Genomic DNA, 22923 nt, shown 5'->3' with positions numbered 1-22923 from the left:
TCAACGGCAGAGGCAGTTGAATCTTGAGGCATTACCCATTTGCCGGCAATCTGGCCTGGCTGAGCCTATGCCGATAGGATTTGTTTCTTGTGGAGGGCGAAAGTAATTTTCTTCGTCGCGGTTCCAGGCCGTAAAATTTTGCCTCACCCTCTCGGATGATGCATTTCGTGGATTTTTTTCAATCTTTCACGCGCGACATGAGTGTATATCTGCGTGGTTGAAATATCCGCGTGGCCGAGCAGCAATTGCACTACGCGCAAATCGGCACCATGATTGAGCAGATGAGTCGCAAAGGCATGACGCAATCCATGGGGCGACAATGGCTTCGTGATACCCGCCTGCCGCGCATAGCGTTTGATCAGATACCAGAAAGCCTGACGGGTCATGCCTGCGCCGCGGTAAGTGACGAACAGCGCATTACTCGATTTTCCATCCAGCAGCCCGGGACGGATTTCCTTGATGTAGCGAACCATCCATTCCAGCGCCTCTTCCCCCAGCGGTGTCAGGCGTTCTTTCCCCCCCTTCCCCATGATGCGCACCACGCCCATGTCCAGGCTGATCTGTCCACTTTCCAGGCTCACAAGCTCTGAAACCCGAAGGCCGCTTGCATAAAGCACCTCGAGCATGGCGCGATCCCGTAATCCCAACGGAAAGGTCACGTCGGGTGCGCCAAGCAGGGCTTCCACGTCGGCCTCGGTTAAACTCACCGGCAGGTTGCGAGGAAGCCTGGGTGTATCGATATTGAGGGTGGGATCTGCATTGATCTTTCCCTGGCGCAACAGAAAGCGGTAAAACCGCTTTAGGCTCGAGAGCTCGCGGCTAGTGGTGCTGGCCTTCATTCCAGCGGAAAACCTGCCCGTCATGAATCCCAGCAGATCGGAATGCGTGACCGTCAGAAAACTGCTGTCATCCGGTTTCTGTCGGGCGAACCAGTCACCGAACTGCTCCAGATCGCTGCGATAGCTCTCCATTGTGTTGCGCGAGAGCCCATCTTCCAGCCACAGCGCATCGCAGAATTCATCGAGCAGTTCCGGGTTCCGCTCAGATACCCTCATGCTGCAATAGCCAGCGCTTAATGGTGAGCGGCAATCCATCGCTGGCGTTCATGAAACCTCCAAGACCGCCGCTTTTGGCGATAACACGATGACAGGGAATAACGATGGGCAGGCGGTTGGCTCCGCACGCCTGCCCCACTGCGCGCGGGGCGGAATGCAACTCCACCGCGATAGCGGCATAACTGCGCGTTGCACCGGCCGGAATATCCTGGATGGCTTGCCACACACGGCGCTGATGAACCGTCCCGCCGATGTGCAGTGACAGGTCGAACACGAAACCCGGATCGGCAAGGTAGGCCTGTAACTGATCACATACTTCCCTGGCGAGAGGAGTTTGCGGAACGAGAGTGGGCGTATCCGGCGGCAGGTATTCTATATCGGTCAGCCAGTCTTCATCCGTGCGAAGGCCCAGCACGGCAAACGGTGTGGCAAGCCTGGCCTGATAATCTTCCGGCGGCTTCACCCGCCGTATCGACTTCTGTCTGATCATCCATTCCTCCCCTCTCACTCCGACACAGCCGCTCACGGTGCAGCCGCATTACAGAGTGACAGGAATTCCATTATGAGATTTTTGGAAACGGTCCCGTATCTGCTTTGACTTTATGCGAATAGTCCGGCGATAATCGAAGCATTATCCGGTTTGAACAATCGGCCCGCAAGCCTTGAATCGAGGAGCAAGCTGTGAAATTTAATATAAAGAACGGAACACCCGAAAAACAGCGTAGTGCCTGTGTGGTTGCAGGTATTTTCGAACAACAAAAATTGACCCCTGCTGCCGAAGCGCTGGACAAATCTGCAAACGGCTATATTACCGGCATCCTGAGCCGGGGGGATATGAAAGGCAAAGCGGGCGCGACCCTGATGCTCCATAATGTGCCCAACAGCGCCTGCGAGCGCGTATTGCTGGTGGGGCTTGGCAAGGAGCAGGAACTCGGCGACAAGGGATACCGCGATGCAGTACGCGCAGTGTTCAAGGCACTCTCTGACACTGGCGCTGCCGATGCCACTCTGTTTCTGCTGGAAGCGCCCGTAAAAAACCGCGATCTCTCCTGGAAAGTCCTGCAAATCGCGGTCGGCGGGCTGGAGAGCATGTACCGCTTCGACCGGCTGAAAAGCAAGGTCGAGGAAGCCGAGCCGAAGCTGCAAAAAATTACCCTCGGTATTATCAAGTCACTCACCGAGGAGGAACAGACCGCCAGTGAGGAGGCTCTGCAACAAGGACTGGCTGTGGGCGATGGCATGAGTCTGGCCAAGGATCTGGGCAATCTTGCACCTAACATCTGCACTCCGACCTATCTTGCGGAGCAGGCCATGAATATGGCCAAGACTTACAAGCTCAAAGTGACGGTGCTGGAGCAAAAGGATATGGAGGATCTGGGCATGGGCGCATTGCTGGCCGTGGCGCGCGGAAGCCGCCAGCCTCCCAAGCTGATTGCCCTGGAATATTGGGGAGGGGCGAAGAAGGGAAAACCTGTTGTGCTGGTAGGCAAGGGCGTCACCTTCGATACGGGCGGCATTTCCCTCAAGCCAGCCGGGGAAATGGATGAAATGAAGTACGACATGTGCGGGGCCGCCAGCGTACTGGGCACCGTTCACGCTGTTGCAAAAATGGGTCTTCCAATCAATGTGGTCGGCATTATTCCAGCCACCGAAAACATGCCTGGCGGCAATGCCACCAAACCTGGCGACGTCGTCACGAGCATGTCGGGACAAACCATAGAAATTCTCAATACGGATGCCGAAGGCAGGCTGATCCTGTGCGACGCGCTGGCCTACACCGAACGCTACGAACCGGAAGCAGTAATCGATATTGCTACGCTCACCGGCGCCTGTGTCATAGCGCTCGGTCACGTTGCCTCGGGCCTGCTGAGCAATGACGACGAACTGGCCCGGGAACTGTTGGATGCTTCGGAGCGTGCAGTGGATCGCGCCTGGCGTCTGCCGCTGTTCGACGAATATCAGGAGCAACTGAAAAGTAATTTCGCCGATGTGGCCAATATCGGAGGTCGCGCTGCGGGAACCATTACCGCCGCCTGCTTCCTGGCGCGATTCACCAAAAAATATCGCTGGGCGCACCTCGACATAGCCGGGACGGCCTGGAAATCCGGCAAGGAAAAAGGCGCGACCGGACGTCCGGTACCGCTGCTCACCCAGTTTTTGATCAGCCGGACTACCAGACAACCCGGTAGCACTGGCGAGACCGGCAGCCGCAAGAACCGGCGCAAATCGAAGGAATGACGGAAATCGACTTCTACTCGGGCGGGGGAGACCGGCTCCATACCGCCTGTCGTCTGGTTGCAACAGCCGTGCGGAAAGGATTCAAGGTCATGATTTACGCGCCTGACATGGCTACGGTCGAGCAGATCGATAAGTTGTTGTGGACTTTCTCTGCGACCGATTTTATTCCGCACTGCCAGACAGACGACAAGCTGGCTGAGTTCACGCCGGTAACACTCAGCGATAGTGGAAGGAATCCGCCGCACGATGATGTATTGCTCAACCTGGGCCCTGAAAACCCTCCTTTCTTCAGCCGCTTCCGGCGACTCATTGAAATTGCGGGCAACACGGACGAAGATACCCAGGCCGCAAGGAAACGCTACCGGTTTTATCAGGATCGTGGTTACGAAATACGGCATCACCGCCTTGGTGCCGTATAGGCAGACAGACACCAAATCATGCCAAATCGCGCAGCAGGTATCAATTCCCGGAGTTCCGCCCCCTCTCTTTATCAACCGGCATTTCAATGACAAACAGCAAAAAAGCCTCGCAGGATGAATATGACAAAATTCTGCGCAAGCTCGAAATACTGCTGAGCAGACACCAGGACGTATCCTCCCCGCCGCTGGCTGGCAGCGATAGCCACTTGGCCGCCGGCTCACCCCGTTTATCCGCAACCTCGACGAAGCGAGCACAAGCAGAGGATATCCCCACCCTCACAGAAGTCGCCGCCGGCCCGTCCCCGTCTGACGCCAATATACCCACCCTCACGGAAGTCATGCATTCCGCGCCTTCGACACTTTCCCCCGCCGATATAACCGTGCTGCTGGAAAAAATTCTGGATGAGGCGCTGAATGAGAGCGGAAACGCCTTGAATCCGAAGGCACGCAAGGCGCTGATACAGGCACTGAAATCGCACCTGTTCGGCCTTTAAATTTCGATCTTTTTATCTTGGGTTCGATTATTCCCCTGCCTGCACGCTCGACCGACCCACAAGTCTCTCTGTTCCCCTTTCTGCCTCCCCAATTTCATCCTCATCCTTCGGGGGAAATACGCCTACCGTTTCATGAGTCTCAGCTGCACGGAGGAATTTTGTACGCATAAAAACAATAATGGAACAGGGGCCCGTTCCCGGCCCATCGCACTTCACCTGGAAAACCCGCAGGGATCAGGGGCGATGCCTCGATACTAGGCGCTGCTTCCCGACTTCTGCCACCATACCAGAAACCCGATCAGGCCCAGGCCAGCGAATATCAGCATATAAGCCTCGGGTTTGGGAAGATCGGCAATAACGACGACCTGTCCCCTGTCATTGATGCTGATGGCGCCCGTTATAACGTATCCGGGCGGTAACCAGGGCAGTGAATTAAGGTCCATCATGCCTACGCCATTGGGACCGGTGATAAAGGCATGGTTATCACCGGCAGCCATGGTGGACCATCCCACCACCTGTCCGGCATCGTTGATGTCAGTGGCGATACTGTAACCTCCACCCAGCGTCCCGAGATCCGTCATCCCCACGCCATTGGGACCAGTGATGAAAGCGTGCGTATAACCGGCAGCCGTGCTGGAACCCCCTACCACCTCTCCGGCCTCATTGATGCCATAGGCGACACTGTAATCTCCACCCAGGGTCCCGAGATCCTTCATCCCCACGCCATTGCGGCCAGTGATGAAAGCGTGCCTCACGCCCCTCCCGACCACCTGTCCGGCATCATTGATATCATGAGCAACAGTTGTGAGTCCGTCCGGCAGGCTTTCCAGATGGGTCATGCCCGCACCATTGGGACCAGTGATGAAAGCGTGCCCATATTCCTTGACGGTATATCCTGCCACCTGGCCAGCATTATTGATGCTGGTGGCGTAACTGGCACGTTCTCCCAGTGTCCCCAGGTCTGTCATGCCCACGCCGTTGGGGCCGGTAATAAAAGCATGCAAATTACCTGTAGCTGTCTGTGAGCATCCTACCACTTGCCCCGCATCATTAATGCCAAAGGTTGCGCTGGAATCACCGCCCAGTGTCTTGAGATCGGTTCTGCCAACGCCGTCGGGGCCGGTGATGAAAGCGTGCCCATATTCCTTGATGGCGTACCATGCTACCTGGCCAGCATTATTGATGCCGGTAGCGTTACCCGTCATTTCACTCGGCATAAGAGTGATCAGTTGGTTTCTTTTGAGATCCAGAATGTATAAACGTTGTAGCTGTGCAAAGGCGGGGGAAACAAAGCACAATCCGGTACTCAAGACCAACAGCGGGAGCAAACCCTGCATTCTGGAGTCATTGGTCATTTTCATCATTCTCTCTCAGTAAATGGTTTCAGAGATGCAAGGCTCTCCCATTTGCCAATCCCATACCGGCAGCGCTCCCCTTCGCGCCACATGGCTCTCCACCTGTCATTATGGCAATGCAGCTTAAAATCTGTCAGGCAAAAAGTATATGAGCCGATCGGTCTATCCAGCCATGGCAAGGCACTGTATTTTGAGCAATAAGAGAACTCAAGCCACGGCATGGCTTGACGAGTTATCAACAGGCTTATCCCCCGGTCGGGAAAAACCTCAATCAAAATCTTCCCGATCTCAATTATTTTTAAGCGAGATTAAGGCAGATTGCAAGACCTGAAAGTGAGCAAGCTGAAGAGTCGGCATGAGCGGCCTTCAGCAGAGTGCAGGAGCTGATTAGGGCCTGCCTCCGGCGCCCGCAAAACGGGCTTGTGGTGGAGTCGGCGAGCAGACGGTACAAACTTCATACGGCGGAAACGGGTATTCCGTAACATTCCAAGAAGCACGCCATTAGATTTGGCTGGATTCCGGGTCAGGGCCGGAATGACGAGATTCATTATATTTGCTGCCCGGCTCAATAAGGATAACGGGATAGATTCCCAATGCTTTCTCGGAATGCCCCTCACCGACAAGATGGGGCACAGTCAAGAGGGAGCGCCGCGCTGCCGGCCCTTGCACCTTCCGTTATAATTGCGGGTTTTCCACCAAACGATCGACAGTATGGAACTCGAAAAAAGCTTTGATCCCCGGGCTATCGAAAGCCGCTGGTATTCGCGCTGGGAAGGCGAAGGCTATTTCAGGCCTGGACCAGCAGGGACTGCGGGTGATCAAGCGCCTGCATACTGCATCATGCTGCCGCCACCCAACGTGACCGGCACCCTGCACATGGGTCATGCCTTTCAACATACCTTGATGGATGCGCTGACGCGTTATCACCGTATGCGGGGAGATAACACGTTATGGCAGCCGGGTACCGACCATGCGGGAATTGCCACCCAGATCGTGGTGGAACGCCAACTGGATCAGCAGAGCATTGACCGGCGAGATCTGGGACGTGAAGCGTTTCTCGCCCGCGTGTGGGAATGGAAAGAGGAATCGGGCTCCACCATCAGCCGCCAGATGCGCCGTATGGGCGCCTCCTGCGACTGGTCGCGCGAACGCTTCACCATGGATGGGGGACTCTCCCGCGCCGTGACTGAAGTTTTCGTGCGGCTTTATCGCGAAGGCCTCATTTATCGCGGGGAACGCCTGGTGAACTGGGATCCGGTGCTGCAAACTGCCGTTTCCGACCTCGAAGTGGTATCGGCAGAAGAAGAAGGATCACTCTGGCATATTCTTTATCCCTTCGAAAACGATTTGGGGGGAAATCAGGATGGCGCAAAACCGGAAGGGCTGATTGTTGCCACTACCCGCCCGGAAACCATGCTGGGCGATATGGCGGTAGCTGTGCATCCTGACGATGAGCGCTACCGTCACCTGATCGGCCGCCACGTGCGCCTGCCATTATGCGAGCGGAGCATACCCATCATCGCGGATGCCTATGTCGACCCGGCATTCGGTACGGGGTGCGTCAAGATCACTCCCGCGCATGATTTCAACGACTATCAGATAGGACAACGGCACAAACTCGTTCCGCTCGGCATTCTTACCCTGGATGGAAAGATCAATGACCTGGCGCCCGCCGAGTATCAGGGACTGGATCGTTTTGCAGCCCGCAGGAAAATTGTCGCCGACCTGGAAGAACAGAATCTGCTGGTTGAAACAAAACCGCACAAGCTGATGGTGCCGCGCGGAGATCGCACTCAGGCTATCGTTGAACCGATGCTGACTGATCAATGGTATGTCACCATGAACGGCCTGGCGAGGCGGGGCCTGGAGGCGGTGGCAAGTGGAGAAGTGAAATTCATTCCGGAAAACTGGGCGCACGTATATAACCAGTGGCTCGAAAATATCCAGGACTGGTGTATTTCCCGGCAGTTATGGTGGGGCCATCGGATTCCCGCCTGGTATGACGAGGACAATAACATCTTTGTCGCACATAATCTGGAGGAAGCGCAGCGGCTGGCGGGGGGGCGCAAGCTGGTGCAGGACGAGGATGTGCTGGATACTTGGTTTTCATCCGCGCTGTGGCCATTCTCCACCTTGGGCTGGCCGGAAAAAACGCCGGAGCTTGACACATTCCTGCCGACCTCGGTTCTGGTCACCGGCTTCGACATCATTTTTTTCTGGGTAGCGCGCATGGTGATGATGTCCCTGCATTTCACCGGCAAAGTACCTTTCCGGGAGGTATATATCACCGGCCTCATCCGCGATGCGGAAGGGCATAAAATGAGCAAATCCAGAGGCAATGTGCTGGACCCGCTGGATCTTATCGACGGCATTGCACTTCCTGATCTGATCACCAAGCGCACGAGCGGTCTGATGAACCCGCGGCAGGCCGAATCCATCGAAAAAATCACCCGTAAGCAGTTTCCGGAGGGAATCCCGGCGTTCGGTGCCGATGCGCTGCGCTTTACTTTTGCAAGCCTCGCCTCTCATGGCCGCGACATCAAGTTCGATATGCAGCGCTGCGAAGGTTACCGCAATTTCTGCAATAAGCTCTGGAATGCGGCACGCTACGTGCTGATGAATTGCGAGGGTAAGGATACCGGTTTAGTGGAATCGGTGCCGCTGGAATATTCGGATGCCGACTGCTGGATCATCGGCCGGCTGCAACAGGCGGAAACCGCGGTCGCGCAGGCTTATCAGGACTACCGCTTTGACATGGCGGCCCGCGAAATCTATGAATTCGTCTGGGATGAGTATTGCGACTGGTATCTGGAGTTCGCCAAGGTACAGCTGAATTCCGGCAACGAAGTGGTACAGCGCACGACGCGCCGCACCCTGGCCCGCGTCCTGGAAACGGCTTTAAGACTTGCCCATCCCCTCATCCCGTTCATTACCGAAGAGTTGTGGCAAAGCGTGGCTCCACTGGCAGCCAAGCAAGGGGTGAGCATCATGTTGCAGCCTTACCCTCAAGCCGATCCCTCCAAGCTCGACGACACCGCCATCGGGAATATCGCTGCACTCAAGGAAATGATCAATGCCTGCCGCACGCTGCGCGGAGAAATGAACCTCTCCCCGGCATCGAGGGTACCCCTTCTGGCCGTAGGCGACGTAAAAACACTCGCCGGTTTTTCTCCTTATCTGAAGGCGCTGGCCAAATTGTCGGATATCGAAATCGAACAGGATTTACCTCCCGCCGAAGCACCGGTCGCAATCGTAGGTGAATTCAGGCTGATGCTGAAAATCGAGATTGATATTGCTGCTGAGCGTGAGCGGCTGACCAAAGAGCTCGACCGTGTCCAGACGGAAATGGAAAAGGCGCAAACCAAGCTCGCCAACAGTAATTTCGTGGATCGCGCGCCGGCAAAGGTAGTGGAACAGGAAAAAGAACGCCTTGCCGGTTTCAGCACGACATTGGGAAAACTGAAAGAGCAACTTCAGAAACTGGGCTGCTGAATCGGGTCAAAAAGTTCAAGAGGCGGATGGCCTGCGCTATAATCTCTTGTTTGACAACAAAATGGATCTCGCCTCCCGCCTCGCCAGCGGGCTTTATAAAAAGGAGGAATAATCATAATTGTCTTATTGGGTGGTCCCGGCGCGGGAAAGGGAACTCAAGCCAACTTCATCAAGGAGCATTTCGGCATTCCGCAGATATCGACAGGAGACATGCTGCGCGCAGCTGTCAAGGAAGGCACCGAACTGGGCCTCATGGCCAAAAAGATCATGGACGAGGGCGGTCTTGTTCCGGATGACGTTATCATCGGTCTGGTGAAAGCCCGCATTGCACAGCCGGATTGCAGCAAGGGTTTTCTGTTTGATGGCTTTCCCCGTACCATCCCGCAGGCGGATGCAATGAAGGCTGCCAAGGTGCCTCTCCAGTTCGTCATTGAAATTGATGTATCCGACGAAGAGATTGTCAGGCGCCTCTCCGGGCGGCGGGTACATCCTGCCTCGGGGCGTATTTACCATTTGATATTCAGTCCGCCCCGGGTCGATGAGAAGGATGATGTAACCGGCGAGCCACTGATACAGCGTGATGATGATAAAGAGGAAACGATCCGGAAACGGCTCGAAATCTATCACGCCCAGACCGAACCATTGGTAGAATACTACGCCAGATGGTCAGCTAGTGGCGAAAAAGATGCTCCCAAGTATGTGAAAATCACGGGGGCCGGATCAGTGGAAACAATCCGCGACGCTATTTTTGCATCGTTGAGATAGCTTCAGTCAAAACTCCTGGTGGAACTCAAGCCTGGTATCACCGCCGTTTTAATTCGCTAAGAGAGCAATACGCAGCGGCGATAGTCCTCGTTGCCGTATGCATGATGGCGCCAGCACTGGTGCGCCACGGGAGAAAGCGTGCGTACGCTGACGGTAAATGTTGGAAGATTTAAATAATCAGGGGAGAAATATGGCAGCAAAAAATGCTTTTTATGCTCAATCCGGCGGCGTTACGGCCGTCATCAACGCTTCCGCAGCCGGGGTAATTGAAGCCGCCCGCAAGCAAAGCGGAAAGATAGGCAGGATCTATGCGGGACGCAACGGGATCATCGGCGCGCTTACCGAGGATCTGATCGATACTGGCCAGGAATCCGATGCCGCAATCAGCGCCTTGCGGTACACACCCTCCGGAGCATTCGGCTCCTGCCGCTACAAACTGAAAAGCCTTGAACAGAACCGGCGGGAATATGAACGCCTGATCGAAGTATTCAAGGCTCATGACATCGGCTATTTCTTCTACAACGGCGGCGGCGATTCAGCGGATACATGTCTCAAGGTATCACAACTGTCCGGCACACTTGGCTATCCCATTCAGGCCATTCATGTGCCAAAAACGGTGGATAACGACCTTCCCATCACGGACTGCTGTCCTGGCTTCGGCTCCGTGGCGAAGTACATCGCCGTATCCACGCTTGAAGCCAGCTTCGATGTGGCAAGCATGTCAGCAACGTCCACGAAGGTGTTCGTGCTGGAAGTAATGGGACGGCACGCCGGCTGGATAGCAGCCGCCGGAGGCCTGGCGTCCAGCCCTGAGCGTGAAATTCCCGTCGTCATTCTCTTCCCCGAAATCAGCTTCGACAAACAGAAATTCCTCGCCAAAGTGGATAGCTGCGTCAAGAAATTCGGCTACTGCTCGGTAGTGGTATCGGAAGGCGTAAAAGGAGATGACGGCAAATTCCTCTCCGACCAGGGGGTGCGCGATGCGTTCGGACATGCGCAATTGGGAGGGGTGGCACCGGTGGTGGCGAGCATGGTGAAGGAGGGACTCGGACTCAAATATCACTGGGGTGTGGCGGACTATCTGCAACGTGCCGCGCGTCACATCGCCTCCAAAACCGACGTTGAGCAAGCATACGCCATGGGCCAGGCTGCGGTGGAATTCGCGGTCCAGGGGCATAACTCCGTGATGCCTACCATAGAACGTATTTCCGCCAGGCCCTACCAGTGGAAAGTAGGTATGGCTCAGCTGTCGCAAGTCGCCAATGTCGAAAAAATGATGCCTGAGAACTTTATCACCGAGGACGGGTTTGGCATTACCGACCTGTGCCGGGAATATCTGGCGCCCCTTATCGAGGGTGAAGACTATCCACCCTACAAGGATGGGCTGCCGGACTACGTACGGTTGAAGAATGTGGCGGTCCCGAAAAAATTGAGCGGCTTCACGCTTTGAGTCGCTTTAACCTGGCGTAACCGGAAGCGCATGCATATTGTTCACAGAAGTGTGTACCGGCAGCAAAGCAATCACTGAACAACCGCTGAGCAGCACTCTCTGTGAACGATAACGCTGCATCTTGTATGCGTTTCCCCGTAGCCGATTTTAACTGGAGATTTAAATGAGTACTGGTTTAATCATCGCAATTGGTTGCGCGATGGCGGCACTCCTTTATGGAGTGGTTTCGATAAGATGGATTGTAGCGTTGCCAGCAGGCAACGAACGCATGCGGGATATTGCTACGGCGATTCAGCAAGGCGCCTCGGCTTACCTGAACCGCCAATACACCACCATCAGCATAGTGGGTGTTATTCTGCTGATGGCAATCTTTCTTGCTCTGGGCTGGCAGACAGCCGTCGGGTTTGCTCTGGGCGCTTTCCTGTCGGGGCTGACCGGGTATATCGGCATGAACGTATCGGTGCGTGCCAACGTACGCACGGCGGAAGCAGCGCGGCACGGCCTCAATGCCGCCCTGGATGTTGCCTTCAAGGGAGGGGCCATTACCGGTATGCTGGTGGTTGGTCTGGGTTTGCTGGGCGTAGCCGGCTACTTTGCCCTTCTGATCGGCATGGGCGCAAGTGAATCGCAAGCCACTCACGCCCTCGTGGGAGTTGCCTTCGGTAGCTCGCTGATCTCCATTTTTGCACGTCTCGGCGGCGGAATTTTCACCAAGGGCGCCGACGTCGGCGCGGACCTGGTCGGCAAGGTGGAAGCCGGCATCCCTGAGGATGATCCACGCAACCCTGCAGTAATTGCCGACAACGTAGGCGATAACGTGGGCGACTGTGCCGGGATGGCTGCAGACCTGTTTGAAACCTACGCCGTTACCATTATCGCGACCATGCTGCTGGGCGGCTTGCTCATCACCGACGCCGGCCCCAACGCGGTGCTCTATCCACTGGTATTGGGGGGCGTTTCGATTATTGCTTCCATCATTGGCTGTTACTTTGTCAAGGCACGTGAAGGCGGCAAAATCATGAATGCGCTTTACCGTGGTTTGGCAGTTGCCGGCGGGCTGGCGGCAATTGCCTATTATCCCATCACGACCATCATGCTCGGCGAGGGCGTAATGATCGAGGGAAAGCTGGTTACCTCGACCAGTCTTTACCTCTCCGTACTGGTTGGCCTGGCGCTCACCGCTGCAATGGTGTGGATCACGGAGTACTACACTTCAACTGAATTCAAACCGGTACGCTCCATTGCCGAAGCTTCCAGCACCGGTCACGGCACCAACGTCATTGCCGGTCTGGGTATTTCAATGAAGGCAACTGCCTGGCCGGTTGTTGTCGTATGTCTTTCCATCTGGATCACATACGAACTGGCAGGCCTGTATGGCATTGCCATCGCCGCCACATCGATGCTTTCCATGGCCGGAATCATCGTCGCGCTGGATGCTTACGGTCCCATCACGGATAATGCTGGGGGCATTGCCGAAATGTCCGGTCTGCCTTCGGAAGTACGAGACATCACCGATCCCCTCGATGCCGTGGGCAACACCACCAAGGCCGTGACCAAAGGCTATGCGATCGGCTCTGCCGGTCTGGCTGCGCTGGTGCTGTTCGCCGACTACACCCATGCACTCTCGAGTGGCGGCAAGAGCGTAAACTTTGATTTGTCCGATCACATGGTCATCATCGGCCTGTTCCTCGGGGGCATGGTTCCCTACCTGTTTGGCGCCATGGCCATGGAAGCCGTCGGCCGTGCCGCCGGTTCGGTAGTAGTGGAAGTCCGCCGCCAGTTCAAGGAAATCCCTGGAATCATGGAAGGAACAGCCAGGCCCGACTACTCGCGTGCAGTGGATATGGTGACAAGAGCGGCGATCAAGGAAATGATCCTTCCCTCCCTGCTTCCGGTTGCCGTTCCCCTGATCGTCGGCCTCATGCTGGGTCCGGTTGCTCTCGGCGGGGTACTGATCGGTGCGATCATTACAGGCATTTTCGTGGCAATTTCGATGACTGCCGGGGGCGGTGCCTGGGATAACGCCAAGAAATACATTGAAGATGGCCATTTCGGTGGAAAAGGTTCGGAAGCGCATAAGGCAGCCGTTACAGGTGATACAGTGGGCGATCCTTACAAGGATACTGCGGGTCCAGCCGTGAATCCGCTCATCAAGATCATGAATATCGTGGCGCTCCTGATTGTGCCGTTGTTGTAATTTTTCGCGTTCTCCAAAACACGCCGGACCTTCCGGCGTGTTTTGTTTTGGGACCTCAGATCTCACATATATCCGGAGGGCTTGCTTTATGAATAAAAAAAACGTGCTCACGCTCGACGACGCCAAGATTATTGCCACCGCCGCGGAAGCAGAAGCCACGCGCAACAACTGGCCGGTGGTGATTGCGATCGTCGATGACGGCGCTCATCTTATCCACTTGCTGCGCCTCGATGAAACACAATTTGGCAGTGTCGAAGTTGCAATACAAAAGGCGCGGGCAGCCATTGCATTCCGCCGTCCGACTAAAATCTGGGAAGAACAGGTGGGAGCCGGAAGCATCCGTTATCTGGGTCTGCCAGGCACTCTGCCCATCGAGGGGGGGCTACCGATCGCCGCGGAAGGGCAGTTCATCGGCGCCGTGGGAGTAAGCGGGGTGCGCTCCCATCAGGATGCACAGATTGCCCGGGCAGGACTGGATGCCCTCTTCAAAAATGCCTGAGAAGACTGCTTGACTTAGGGAACCACTGAACAAATTCCTCGCAGCCGCGACGGAGGATTTGTTCAGGGTTCCTTAGGATATATAGCGGATATCCTGCCCTCAAAACCTGCTGCTATCCCTCCTCCTGGCAAGCTGCGGGCAAGTCCGGGGATGGCAAGCCCCCGCAAAAGAATATTTCCTCTTGCGCGCCCCATATTCCCAGGCTTCGTGCGCTATCTGTTTGCCGCCTGAGTTTACTTTTAATTTTCTTCGTATCCCTCTATCAACTTGAGGCTGAGTTAAGGTAGGATGACTCCATAACGTCATCGTAGCCGGCTATTAAACATCTTCACATGAACTCCCCCGAGTTGCGGCAAAAGGCCTTTTTACTAATGTTGATTGCCGTCTCCGTGGCATTCATCTGGATACTGCTGCCTTTTTATGGCACGGTGTTCTGGGCGGCAGTTCTTGCCATCATATTTACACCGTTTCATCGCAAGTTGCAGGCTGCCTTGGGACAGCACCGCAATCTCGCCGCGTTCACCACATTGCTGCTCATTCTGGTCATCGTGATTCTTCCAGTCACCCTGATGACAATTTCACTGCTGCAGGAAGGAACCATCGTTTATCAAAAGATCCGCTCGGGGGAATTGAATTTTGGCATGTATTTCCAGCAGATTGCGAGTGCCTCGCCGCCGTGGCTGGTCAACCTGCTCGACCGTTCAGGGCTCACCAATATGGCCGAGTTGCAGGACATGCTCTCAAGCGGCGTCCTGCGCGGCAGCCAGTTCGTTGCTACGCACGCTCTCAGCCTCGGGCAGAACGCTTTCGAATTTCTGGTGAGCTTCGGCATCATGTTGTACCTGCTCTTTTTTCTGCTGCGCGACGGCGATAATCTGGCGGCCAAGATCAAGCAGGCCATGCCCCTTACCATGGAACACAAACGTCACTTGTCCAGCAAATTCACTACGGTCATTCGCGCAACCGTCAAGGGCAACGTCGCCGTTGCCGCCATTCAGGGTGCGCTGGGAGGTGTGGTATTTTATTTTCTCGGCATTCAAGGGGCCTTGCTGTGGGGCTTCATGATGGCGTTTCTTTCCCTGATACCGGCAGTCGGTGCCGGTCTCATCTGGATCCCGGTGGCGATCTACTTCCTCTTTACTGGCGCTGTCTGGCAGGGTACCGTTCTCATCGCGTTCGGCGTGTTCGTAATCGGATTGGTTGACAATCTCTTGCGCCCCGTCCTGGTGGGACGAGATACGAAGATGCCGGATTACGTGGTGCTCATCTCGACACTCGGGGGACTGGTCCTGTTCGGCCTCAATGGCTTTGTGATCGGGCCAGTTATCGCAGCCTTGTTCATGTCCGCTTGGGACCTCTTCGCCGCAGCGATGGATACTCCCAGGATCGAAAGAAAGGATTGACGCGCAAAATAGCCGTCGTATAAAGAGATCAGAAGATTTATTCTGAAGCTGTTTGCCGCGCTCGCACGACATCTCTCGTTTCGTGACTATCCTCGCGAGAATCCCGGCATTGCCATTGTCCATGAGCAGGAGAAAACCCGCTGCCGGAGCCTGCACCCTTACGACTCGCACGCCTATGACGAATGCAAAGAAGCATGGATCAAAGGTCGAAGCGGAAGCGCTTGCCAGATTGAACCGATGCTTATTAGGGAAACCTTCTCTTTGCCTTGGCAGAAGACAGCAGTAGGGATTTTCTGACCTCAAAAATATCCAAGAAAGTCGCTACCGTCAGGAAAATTTCATCCGGAGCCGAATCGCCCAAGCGAAAACGCGCCCCCCAAGCAGCCATCTCGCCATAACCGACATTTTGGAATCGAGAGGCAGCGCATGACGGACGGGAGACCTGGACACCTTCACCGCGCTCAATACTGCTTTTGCAATGATTTCCGGGCCGGGAGCTTCGGGTTCTCTCGCCACCAGATTGTGTACGCCCGCAAGAAGTTTTTCATAGGCTGCAGGGTGGGGAATTCTCTCCATCGCCCTCAACTGGTTAGGTACAAACTCAGTCTTTATCAACCCGGGGGCGATCAGCACGACCTTGATGCCAAACTCCATCACTTCCCCTCGCACCGCGTCAGTCAAAGCTTCGATGGCATACTTCGAGGCCGAATACCAACCGAAACCGGGAACCGAAATCCTGCTCAGCGCGGAAACAATATTGATGATACACCCCGATCGCTGCTCCCTCATATGCGGAAGCACCGCCTGCATGAATCTCGCATAACCAAAAAGATTGACTTCGAGCTGCCGATGAGCGGTTTCGAGCGGAACACATTCGACGGCCCCCGGCTGACAGATCCCGGCGTTATTCACCAGCACATCGATTCGCCCGCGGGTCGATATGATGCGGGCTACCGCGTGGCGGACAGCTTCGTCATCGGTCACATCCAGGCAGATGGGCTCGATATGGCTGGAGCGTATCTGTTCCAGCCTGTGCATGCGGCGGGCGAGGGCGAATACATAATATCCGTTCTGGGCAAGAAGTTCTGCTGTTGCCCTGCCGATACCACTGGAGGCACCAGTTACCAACGCGATGTTGTCCGCCATATGTTTCTTCCTTTTAGGGTTGCCATTCCTTGGGCTTTCTATACATAATGAGTCAGGCACATGGGTCGCCCGGCAATCCTGGTCTTGTCACACGACAGGTCTCGGGTTTCCCTGCCCGAACCACAATGTGGGTTGCCAATGCAGTGAAATTCATCCTCCGATACTTCTTTATAGTACCTGCCACACCGCGAGCTGGTTTCTCCCGAATACCTGATCCGTATATTCCATGAGGAGAAGATTATGAAAACTGTACTGATCACCGGCGCAAACCGTGGGATTGGACTTGAATTCGTCCGTCAATACGCAGCGGAAGGCTGGCGTGTTCTTGCCTGCGCGCGCCATCCCGAGAAAGCAGGAGAACTTCAAACGCTGGCAAACCAGCAGCCGGAGCAGACAAAGATACATACGCTTGATGTTGCCGACCACCGGCGAATCGACGAACTGGGACAGTCTCTTTCCGGCGAATCCATCGATCTGCTTCTCAATAATGCCGGCATCTATGCGGAGGCGCATCGTTCGGGAATATTCAGGAGCGAGGATTACGAAGCCTGGATGCGCACGTTTCTGGTCAATACCATGGCGACACTCAAGATGGCCCAGACATTTACCTCACAGATCGCCCGGAGCGATCAGAAAAAGATTGTGACCATCAGCAGTAAAATGGGCAGTATCGAGGACAATGATGGCGGGGGAAGCTATATGTACCGATCCAGCAAGGCGGCGGTGAACATGGTGGTCAAATCGCTTTCGATTGATCTGAAACAGGCGCGAGTAATTGCGGTGGTACTGCATCCGGGATGGGTGAAAACAGACATGGGAGGACCGAATGCCTTGATCTCCCCTGTTCAAAGCGTCTCCGGCATGCGGCAGGTAATCGATCGCCTCACTCTTAAGGATTCCGGCAGGTTCATTGAGTACGACGGCAAGCCGGTGCCGTGGTAGGGCATTCCTGCCGGATTGATTACTCGTCTGGCCGCCATAAGCTCCCGCGCTCCGGTTATTCGACGATTACAGCCGTGCCGCTTGCCGAAACCATGAGCATGCCATTTTCTTTTCCCAGTACCTCGTAGTCGATGTCGATGCCCACTACTGCATTCGCTCCAAGGTCGTGCGCACGCTGCTGCAGTTCCTCGAGCGCAATGTCCCGCGCGCGCTGCAACTCTTTCTCGTAGGTGCCGGAACGTCCACCCACCAGATCGCGGATTCCCGCGAAGAGGTCCTTGAATATATTGGCGCCCAGAACTGCTTCGCCTGCCACCACCCCGCAATATCGGGTAATACGCTTCCCATCGATGCCCGGTGTTGTAGTGAGTTGCATATTTCTCCTGTTCAGAATTAGGGAACCGTTAAAGAGTCACGACGCTTCCATCGCAGCAGTAGCGCATCTCCAGTCCCCACGGGAGATACCGCTCATGATCCGCCTGCTTTGGGAGGCCGCTTGCGAAGTTTCTTCAGGGGCCTTCGCCCTGGCGTACCATCCCGGGATCTGGGTTGTTCTGGAGGTGCGGCACCTTGTACGGCACCTTTACGGCGGATATTCCGATCCGGCGTGGTGGACCGGTTTACCGGCGTAAGCGCGATTTCGAGTTCGTTGATCTCATCCCATTGGGCTTCGGTACGCTGCCTCTCCGGTATCGCAAGGAGCTGCTGCAAACGCTGATACGGAAGAACTTGTTCTGGCTCATCCATGATATATTAACGTGCCGCTTTGCTGATAATTATTATCATTTATAATATTAGCCTTTCTGCCTTTATATCCGGAGTAAATCAAATGCCCAGTGCGCGCCTCAATCGTTATCTTACCGCAATGATATGCTGTGTCACGCTATTTACCGCAGATGCATCCGGGGCGGAGGACGTCGTCGTCTATTCGGCCCGCATAGAGCAGCTCATCAAACCCATGTTCGATGCTTTCACCAAGGATAGCGGCGTTGCTGTCAAATTCGTCACCGATAAGGAAGGCCCCTTGCTCGCGCGCCTTAAGGCAGAAGGCAAAAACACTCCGGCTGACGTACTGCTCACCACCGATGCCGGCAACTTGTGGGAGGCGGCGCGAGAGGGATTGCTCCGCCCGGTGGAGTCAGAAATACTCGAAACGAATGTTCCCGCTCATCTCCGAGATCCTTTGAAGCGGTGGTTCGGCTTATCGATACGCGCCCGTACCATCGTTTACAACACCAACAAGGTAAAACCCTCCGATCTTTCAACCTATGAAGCGCTGGCAGATCCCAAGTGGAAGAACCGCCTGTGCATACGCACTTCCAAGAAAGTATACAACCAGTCTCTGGTGGCAATGATGATTGCCGAGCATGGAGAACCGAAAACCGAGCAGATCGTAAAGGGCTGGATTACCAATCTTGCAACCGATCCTCTTTCGGATGATACCAAGGCTATGGAATACGTTGCTGCAGGGAAATGTGACGTCACTATTGTCAATACTTATTATTACGGGCGCCTGATGAAAAAGGACCCGAAACTACCGCTTGCGATTTTCTGGCCGAACCAGGACAACAGTGGCGTCCATGTAAATATTTCGGGTGCAGGCGTGACAAAATATGCGCATCACCCTCAAGCCGCGATCAAGCTGATCGAATTTCTATCCTCGGAAAAAGCGCAGAATCTGTTTGCCGACGTAAACATGGAGTATCCGGTGAACTCCAAGGTCAAAACCGATCCTGCCGTAGCCGCGTGGGGCAGTTTCAAACAGAATACGATAAATGTGAATAAAGCCGGAGAACTGCAAGCGGAAGCGGTAAAACTGATGGATCGCGCCGGCTACAAGTAAGATATAACCGGGTGATGGTCGAGTGGAGGTAGAAGCGCTTAGCGGGCCCGGGACGGGAACGGAGACGACGGATAGTCAAGGCACAAGAAAGTGGTTTTTCAGCTTTCCCACCTCGAACCGTCACGCTTCGCATGGCTGGCGCCTGATACCCCTTCTGGTCGCCGCGCTCGTGCTGATACCTGTCGGCACAGTCGTTTCTTCGCTTTTTACCCCGACTGGCGAAGTCTGGCAGCATTTGGCAGAAACCACCCTGCCTGACCTGTTGGTCAATACATTCTGGCTTGCCCTGGGCGTACTTGCCGGCGTTACGCTGTTGGGCGTGAGCCTGGCGTGGTTTACCGCCGTATGCGAATTTCCCGGGCGGCGATTCTTTTCGTGGGCGCTGCTGCTCCCATTTGCCATGCCCGCGTACGTGACCGCATTCGTCGCACTGGGCCTCTTCGACTATATCGGTCCTGTCCAGACAGCGTTGCGCGAGTGGTTCGGTCCTGACCTCTTCTGGTTCCCAAATGTGCGCAGCAGGACGGGTGTCATCCTCGTCATGATTCTGGCATTTTATCCCTATGTCTATCTGCTGGCGCGCAATGCCTTCCTCACCCAAGGCAAACGCTCGCTGGAAGCGGCGCAATCGCTGGGACTCGGGCGTACTCAAGGTTTTTTAAAAGTGGCGCTTCCCATGGCGCGGCCGTGGATCGCCGGCGGCGCCATGCTGGCTTTGATGGAAACCCTCGCAGACTTCGGCACGGTAGCGGTCTTCAATTACGATACCTTTACAACCGCCATTTATAAAGCCTGGTTTGCCATGTTTTCCCTCCCCGCCGCCTCTCAACTCGCGTCACTGCTTATTGTGATTATCTTTGCCATGATCATCCTTGAGCAACAGTTCCGCTCCCGGATGCGCTACGCGGAAATCCGGCAGAGTGCGAGGGTTCACCTCATCGCGCTTTCTGGTTGGCAAAAGTGGGGAGTCACAGGTTTTGCCTCGATCACACTGTTTCTTGCGTTCCTGCTGCCAGTCGCGCAGCTTGCTGTATGGACAACGCACGTTTTTGCGCGTGATTTTGACCAGAGATATCTGGAATTCCTCTGGCATTCGCTCCTGCTGTCCGGTTTTGCAGTCCTGCTCACCTGCTCGGTCGCCCTGCTCATGGTTTATGCTGCGCGCCGCCATCCCAGCCGCGCCACACGTGCGGCAGTGCGCATTTCCACCCTTGGCTATGCCTTGCCCGGAACTGTTCTGGCAGTGGGAATTTTCATCCCGATAGCCTGGCTCGACAACCAATTGAGCGAAATAGCCATGCAGCTATTTCACATGGAAACCGGGCTGCTTATTCAGGGCACGCTCGCCATCATGCTGATCGCCTATATGACCCGCTTTCTCGCGGTAAGCTACAGTCCTATAGACAGCGCCATGCAGCGTATCACCAGCAGCATCGATGAGGCTGCCATGGGTCTCGGCTTGAGTGGATGGTCGATGTTGCGCCGCATCCATTTGCCGATGCTGAGGAGTGGAATATTTACCGCCGCAACCCTTGTGTTTGTGGATGTGATGAAAGAAATGCCGATCACGCTGATGACCCGGCCTTTTGGATGGGATACCCTGGCAGTAAGAATTTTCGAGATGACTTCCGAAGGCGAATGGGAGCAGGCCGCCCTGCCTGCGGTGGCGCTGGTGCTGGCAGGTCTGCTACCACTGATATTTTTCATGCGGCAAAGCGAAAAATAGTTCGCAAAAATAGGTCGGAGCGCATCATGGAAACACTGCTTGAGCTACGCTATATCCGCCATGCCTACGGGCAGCAAAGGGTGGTGAACGACCTGTCATTCACCCTCGGGAAAGGAGCCATCGGATGCCTGCTGGGCCCGAGCGGTTGCGGCAAGACTACGGTGCTGAGATGCATTGCGGGTTTTGAGCCCGTTTCTGCCGGGGAAATCCTGCTCAATGGGGCTGTGATCAGCAGCAGTAGCGTCATGATTCCCCCCGAAAGGCGTCATATCGGAATGGTATTTCAGGACTATGCGCTATTTCCCCATCTGTCCGTCACGGACAATATCGGCTTTGGCCTGCATAGCATGCAAAAAGACGAACGTTCTGCACGCATCGCCGAGATGCTTCAAACCGTAGGCCTTGCTGATTCCGCAAAAAAATACCCCCACCAGCTCTCGGGAGGGCAGCAGCAGCGGGTAGCGCTGGCCCGCGCTTTGGCGCCCCGTCCGGAATTGCTACTGCTGGACGAACCCTTCTCGAATCTGGATGTCAGTTTGCGCGGTCGCCTGAGCCTGGAAGTGCGGGACATCCTCAAAAGCCAGAATGCCACGGCTATTCTGGTAACCCACGATCAGGATGAAGCGTTTGCCATAGCGGATGAGATTGGCGTGATGCACCACGGTGAAATCCAGCAGTGGGATACGGCCTACAATCTCTACCACAAACCCGCCAATCGATTCGTTGCCAATTTCATTGGAGAAGGCGTTTTCCTTCCTGGAAAAATGCTTGACCAGCAGCAGGTGGAAATCGAACTGGGCACGCTGGCGGGGGACATACCGCATCAATGCGCACCGGACTGTCAGCTATGCCAGAAGGGAAACACGGTGGATGTGCTGATCCGCCCGGATGACATCGTGCATGATGATGCCAGCCCCGTACAAGCCAAGGTTATGCAAAAAGCATTCCGGGGCGCCGACATCCTGTATACGCTGCAACTACCGGGCGGCAGTACCGCCCTGTCGCTCGTTCCAAGCCATCATAATCATGCGATAGGGGAAAAAATAGGAATCAGGCTGGAAGCGGAGCATGTGGTGGCCTTCAGCCAGGCTGTACCATGACCAAGCCCTGTTTCCGGCCGGCGCCAGCGCAGTAACGCTTTTCCTTGTCGAGGAATTTTGAGCTGATGTGGGTTCTCGATACCGATATTATTTCTGGCGGGCGGGCAAGGCAAATGTTGCACTGCTATAAACCATTACACTGGAACGCTCGCCCTATGCAGGCAATCCCCATTCAGGCACCCCCCCATCCCGGGATAGGTGTCATATCCTATCTGCTGCGGGTTGAAAAACGGGTCCATTCCACGCCACTTCAGGACATTGCTGCGACTTCAGATCTGGTCTTTGGAGTCTGATCCGATTCCAGCGTTATTCTCGTAGCTTCGCTCGGGAGGTGTTTCCGCTGAGGTGGAATGATCGCGGTGGGCAAGTTCCGATGCCATTCTCTGATGAAAGGCAGCCTGTTTTAAAGTTTCCTCCGCGGCCCGCTCGTATTTATGCAATAAAGCTGAAGTATGCGATTGCTTATCTTGCGCCTGCCTACCATAAAGATAGCTTTTTTCTTCGTAATGCCGAAGCAGTTTCTTTTGATCCTCTGCCTTTATCAGCATTTCTTTTGCGGTATTTCGATATTGCTTCGCCAGCTTGTCGTGGTCGATATAGGTTCTCGCATTCTTTTCAGCCTTGTGAATATCATCATTCTGCGCTTCGAGAGGACTCATTTGCGCGCAGGAAGCCAATAGAGCAATCGCAGACAAGATCGCAGCAGCTGTTCCTGATTTTGTTTTCATGATAGTAATGAACCCAAACAGAATGAAAGCAGCTTCATCCTAACTCAGTCCATACTATTGAGTATATTGGG

Annotated in this window: 20 protein-coding genes; 13 read left to right on the top strand and 7 right to left on the bottom strand. The window is 55.0% G+C overall.

The features are described from left to right. Positions 1-143 precede the first annotated feature (143 nt). Positions 144-1055 (bottom strand): site-specific tyrosine recombinase XerD, encoded by a 912-nt coding sequence (xerD, locus tag NMUL_RS03950; protein WP_011380105.1) that lies wholly within the window; start codon positions 1053-1055, stop codon positions 144-146. Beyond that, entirely contained in the window at positions 1042-1545 is a 504-nt protein-coding gene (locus NMUL_RS03945) for a methylated-DNA--[protein]-cysteine S-methyltransferase (RefSeq protein WP_011380104.1), read from the bottom strand. Before NMUL_RS03945 ends, xerD begins: the two co-directional genes overlap by 14 nt. A 191-nt stretch (positions 1546-1736) precedes the next feature. On the opposite strand from NMUL_RS03945, the gene NMUL_RS03940 reads away from it, so the two are divergent. From NMUL_RS03940 to NMUL_RS03930, 3 genes are all read left to right on the top strand, one after another. After that, positions 1737-3293, top strand: coding sequence for a leucyl aminopeptidase (locus NMUL_RS03940; protein ID WP_011380103.1), 1557 nt, complete (start codon positions 1737-1739; stop codon positions 3291-3293). Continuing rightward, positions 3290-3712: a DNA polymerase III subunit chi gene (locus NMUL_RS03935; RefSeq protein WP_011380102.1), complete on the top strand. Its 423-nt coding sequence runs from the start codon at positions 3290-3292 to the stop codon at positions 3710-3712. Before NMUL_RS03940 ends, NMUL_RS03935 begins: the two co-directional genes overlap by 4 nt. Before the next feature lie 86 nt (positions 3713-3798). Beyond that, positions 3799-4206, top strand: coding sequence for a hypothetical protein (locus tag NMUL_RS03930; RefSeq protein WP_011380101.1), 408 nt, complete (start codon positions 3799-3801; stop codon positions 4204-4206). Between the two features lie 254 nt (positions 4207-4460). Here the strand turns inward: NMUL_RS03930 and NMUL_RS14845 are convergent, their stop codons facing one another. After that, entirely contained in the window at positions 4461-5570 is a 1110-nt protein-coding gene (locus tag NMUL_RS14845; protein WP_049783059.1) for an HAF repeat-containing protein, read from the bottom strand. Between the two features lie 702 nt (positions 5571-6272). Here NMUL_RS14845 and NMUL_RS03920 point away from each other — a divergent pair. The 6 genes from NMUL_RS03920 to NMUL_RS03895 all read left to right on the top strand — a co-directional run bounded on the left by NMUL_RS03920 (position 6273) and on the right by NMUL_RS03895 (position 15367). After that, a complete protein-coding gene (locus NMUL_RS03920; RefSeq protein ID WP_011380099.1) occupies positions 6273-9053 on the top strand; it encodes a valine--tRNA ligase in 2781 nt (926 codons plus the stop codon). A 111-nt stretch (positions 9054-9164) separates the two neighbouring features. Continuing rightward, positions 9165-9818 (top strand): adenylate kinase, encoded by a 654-nt coding sequence (gene adk / locus NMUL_RS03915; RefSeq protein WP_041352374.1) that lies wholly within the window; start codon positions 9165-9167, stop codon positions 9816-9818. Positions 9819-10008: 190 nt separating this feature from the next. Further along, positions 10009-11268: a 6-phosphofructokinase gene (locus tag NMUL_RS03910; RefSeq protein ID WP_011380097.1), complete on the top strand. Its 1260-nt coding sequence runs from the start codon at positions 10009-10011 to the stop codon at positions 11266-11268. Between the two features lie 163 nt (positions 11269-11431). After that, positions 11432-13465 (top strand): sodium-translocating pyrophosphatase, encoded by a 2034-nt coding sequence (locus NMUL_RS03905; protein ID WP_011380096.1) that lies wholly within the window; start codon positions 11432-11434, stop codon positions 13463-13465. A gap of 88 nt (positions 13466-13553) precedes the next feature. Continuing rightward, positions 13554-13964 carry a GlcG/HbpS family heme-binding protein gene (locus NMUL_RS03900; RefSeq protein WP_011380095.1) on the top strand — a complete coding sequence of 137 codons (411 nt, stop codon included), beginning with the start codon at positions 13554-13556 and terminating at the stop codon, positions 13962-13964. A 332-nt stretch (positions 13965-14296) separates the two neighbouring features. Then, positions 14297-15367 carry an AI-2E family transporter gene (locus NMUL_RS03895; protein ID WP_011380094.1) on the top strand — a complete coding sequence of 357 codons (1071 nt, stop codon included), beginning with the start codon at positions 14297-14299 and terminating at the stop codon, positions 15365-15367. Positions 15368-15694: 327 nt separating this feature from the next. Here the strand turns inward: NMUL_RS03895 and NMUL_RS03890 are convergent, their stop codons facing one another. Further along, a complete protein-coding gene (locus NMUL_RS03890) occupies positions 15695-16513 on the bottom strand; it encodes an SDR family NAD(P)-dependent oxidoreductase (protein WP_011380093.1) in 819 nt (272 codons plus the stop codon). A gap of 240 nt (positions 16514-16753) precedes the next feature. Between NMUL_RS03890 and NMUL_RS03885 the strand changes: the two genes are divergently transcribed. Further along, positions 16754-17455 carry an SDR family oxidoreductase gene (locus NMUL_RS03885; RefSeq protein ID WP_011380092.1) on the top strand — a complete coding sequence of 234 codons (702 nt, stop codon included), beginning with the start codon at positions 16754-16756 and terminating at the stop codon, positions 17453-17455. 55 nt (positions 17456-17510) lie between these two features. On the opposite strand, the gene NMUL_RS03880 is transcribed toward NMUL_RS03885, so the two are convergent. Together NMUL_RS03880 and NMUL_RS03875 are read right to left on the bottom strand one after the other, a co-directional pair. After that, positions 17511-17831, bottom strand: a complete 321-nt coding sequence (locus NMUL_RS03880) for a heavy metal-binding domain-containing protein (RefSeq protein WP_011380091.1) — start codon at positions 17829-17831, stop codon at positions 17511-17513. Positions 17832-17923: 92 nt separating this feature from the next. Next, positions 17924-18202, bottom strand: coding sequence for a hypothetical protein (locus NMUL_RS03875; RefSeq protein ID WP_011380090.1), 279 nt, complete (start codon positions 18200-18202; stop codon positions 17924-17926). A gap of 82 nt (positions 18203-18284) precedes the next feature. On the opposite strand from NMUL_RS03875, the gene NMUL_RS03870 reads away from it, so the two are divergent. The 3 genes from NMUL_RS03870 to NMUL_RS03860 are packed head-to-tail and all read left to right on the top strand — an operon-like array spanning position 18285 to position 22124. Further along, a complete protein-coding gene (locus NMUL_RS03870) occupies positions 18285-19298 on the top strand; it encodes a Fe(3+) ABC transporter substrate-binding protein (RefSeq protein ID WP_011380089.1) in 1014 nt (337 codons plus the stop codon). Between the two features lie 22 nt (positions 19299-19320). Beyond that, entirely contained in the window at positions 19321-21024 is a 1704-nt protein-coding gene (locus tag NMUL_RS03865; protein ID WP_011380088.1) for an ABC transporter permease, read from the top strand. A 26-nt stretch (positions 21025-21050) separates the two neighbouring features. Next, complete coding sequence (locus tag NMUL_RS03860) at positions 21051-22124, top strand: ABC transporter ATP-binding protein (protein ID WP_011380087.1); 1074 nt, start codon at positions 21051-21053, stop codon at positions 22122-22124. 269 nt (positions 22125-22393) lie between these two features. Here the strand turns inward: NMUL_RS03860 and NMUL_RS03855 are convergent, their stop codons facing one another. After that, the gene (locus NMUL_RS03855) at positions 22394-22852 is read right to left on the bottom strand and encodes a hypothetical protein (RefSeq protein WP_011380086.1); all 459 of its coding nucleotides are present in this window, start codon (positions 22850-22852) and stop codon (positions 22394-22396) included. Between the last annotated feature and the right edge of the window lie 71 nt (positions 22853-22923).

Source organism: Nitrosospira multiformis ATCC 25196, from assembly GCF_000196355.1.
Lineage (GTDB): Bacteria > Pseudomonadota > Gammaproteobacteria > Burkholderiales > Nitrosomonadaceae > Nitrosospira > Nitrosospira multiformis.
The sequence above is the reverse complement of the archived record's forward strand: the minus strand, read 5'-3'. Positions and strand labels throughout refer to the sequence as shown.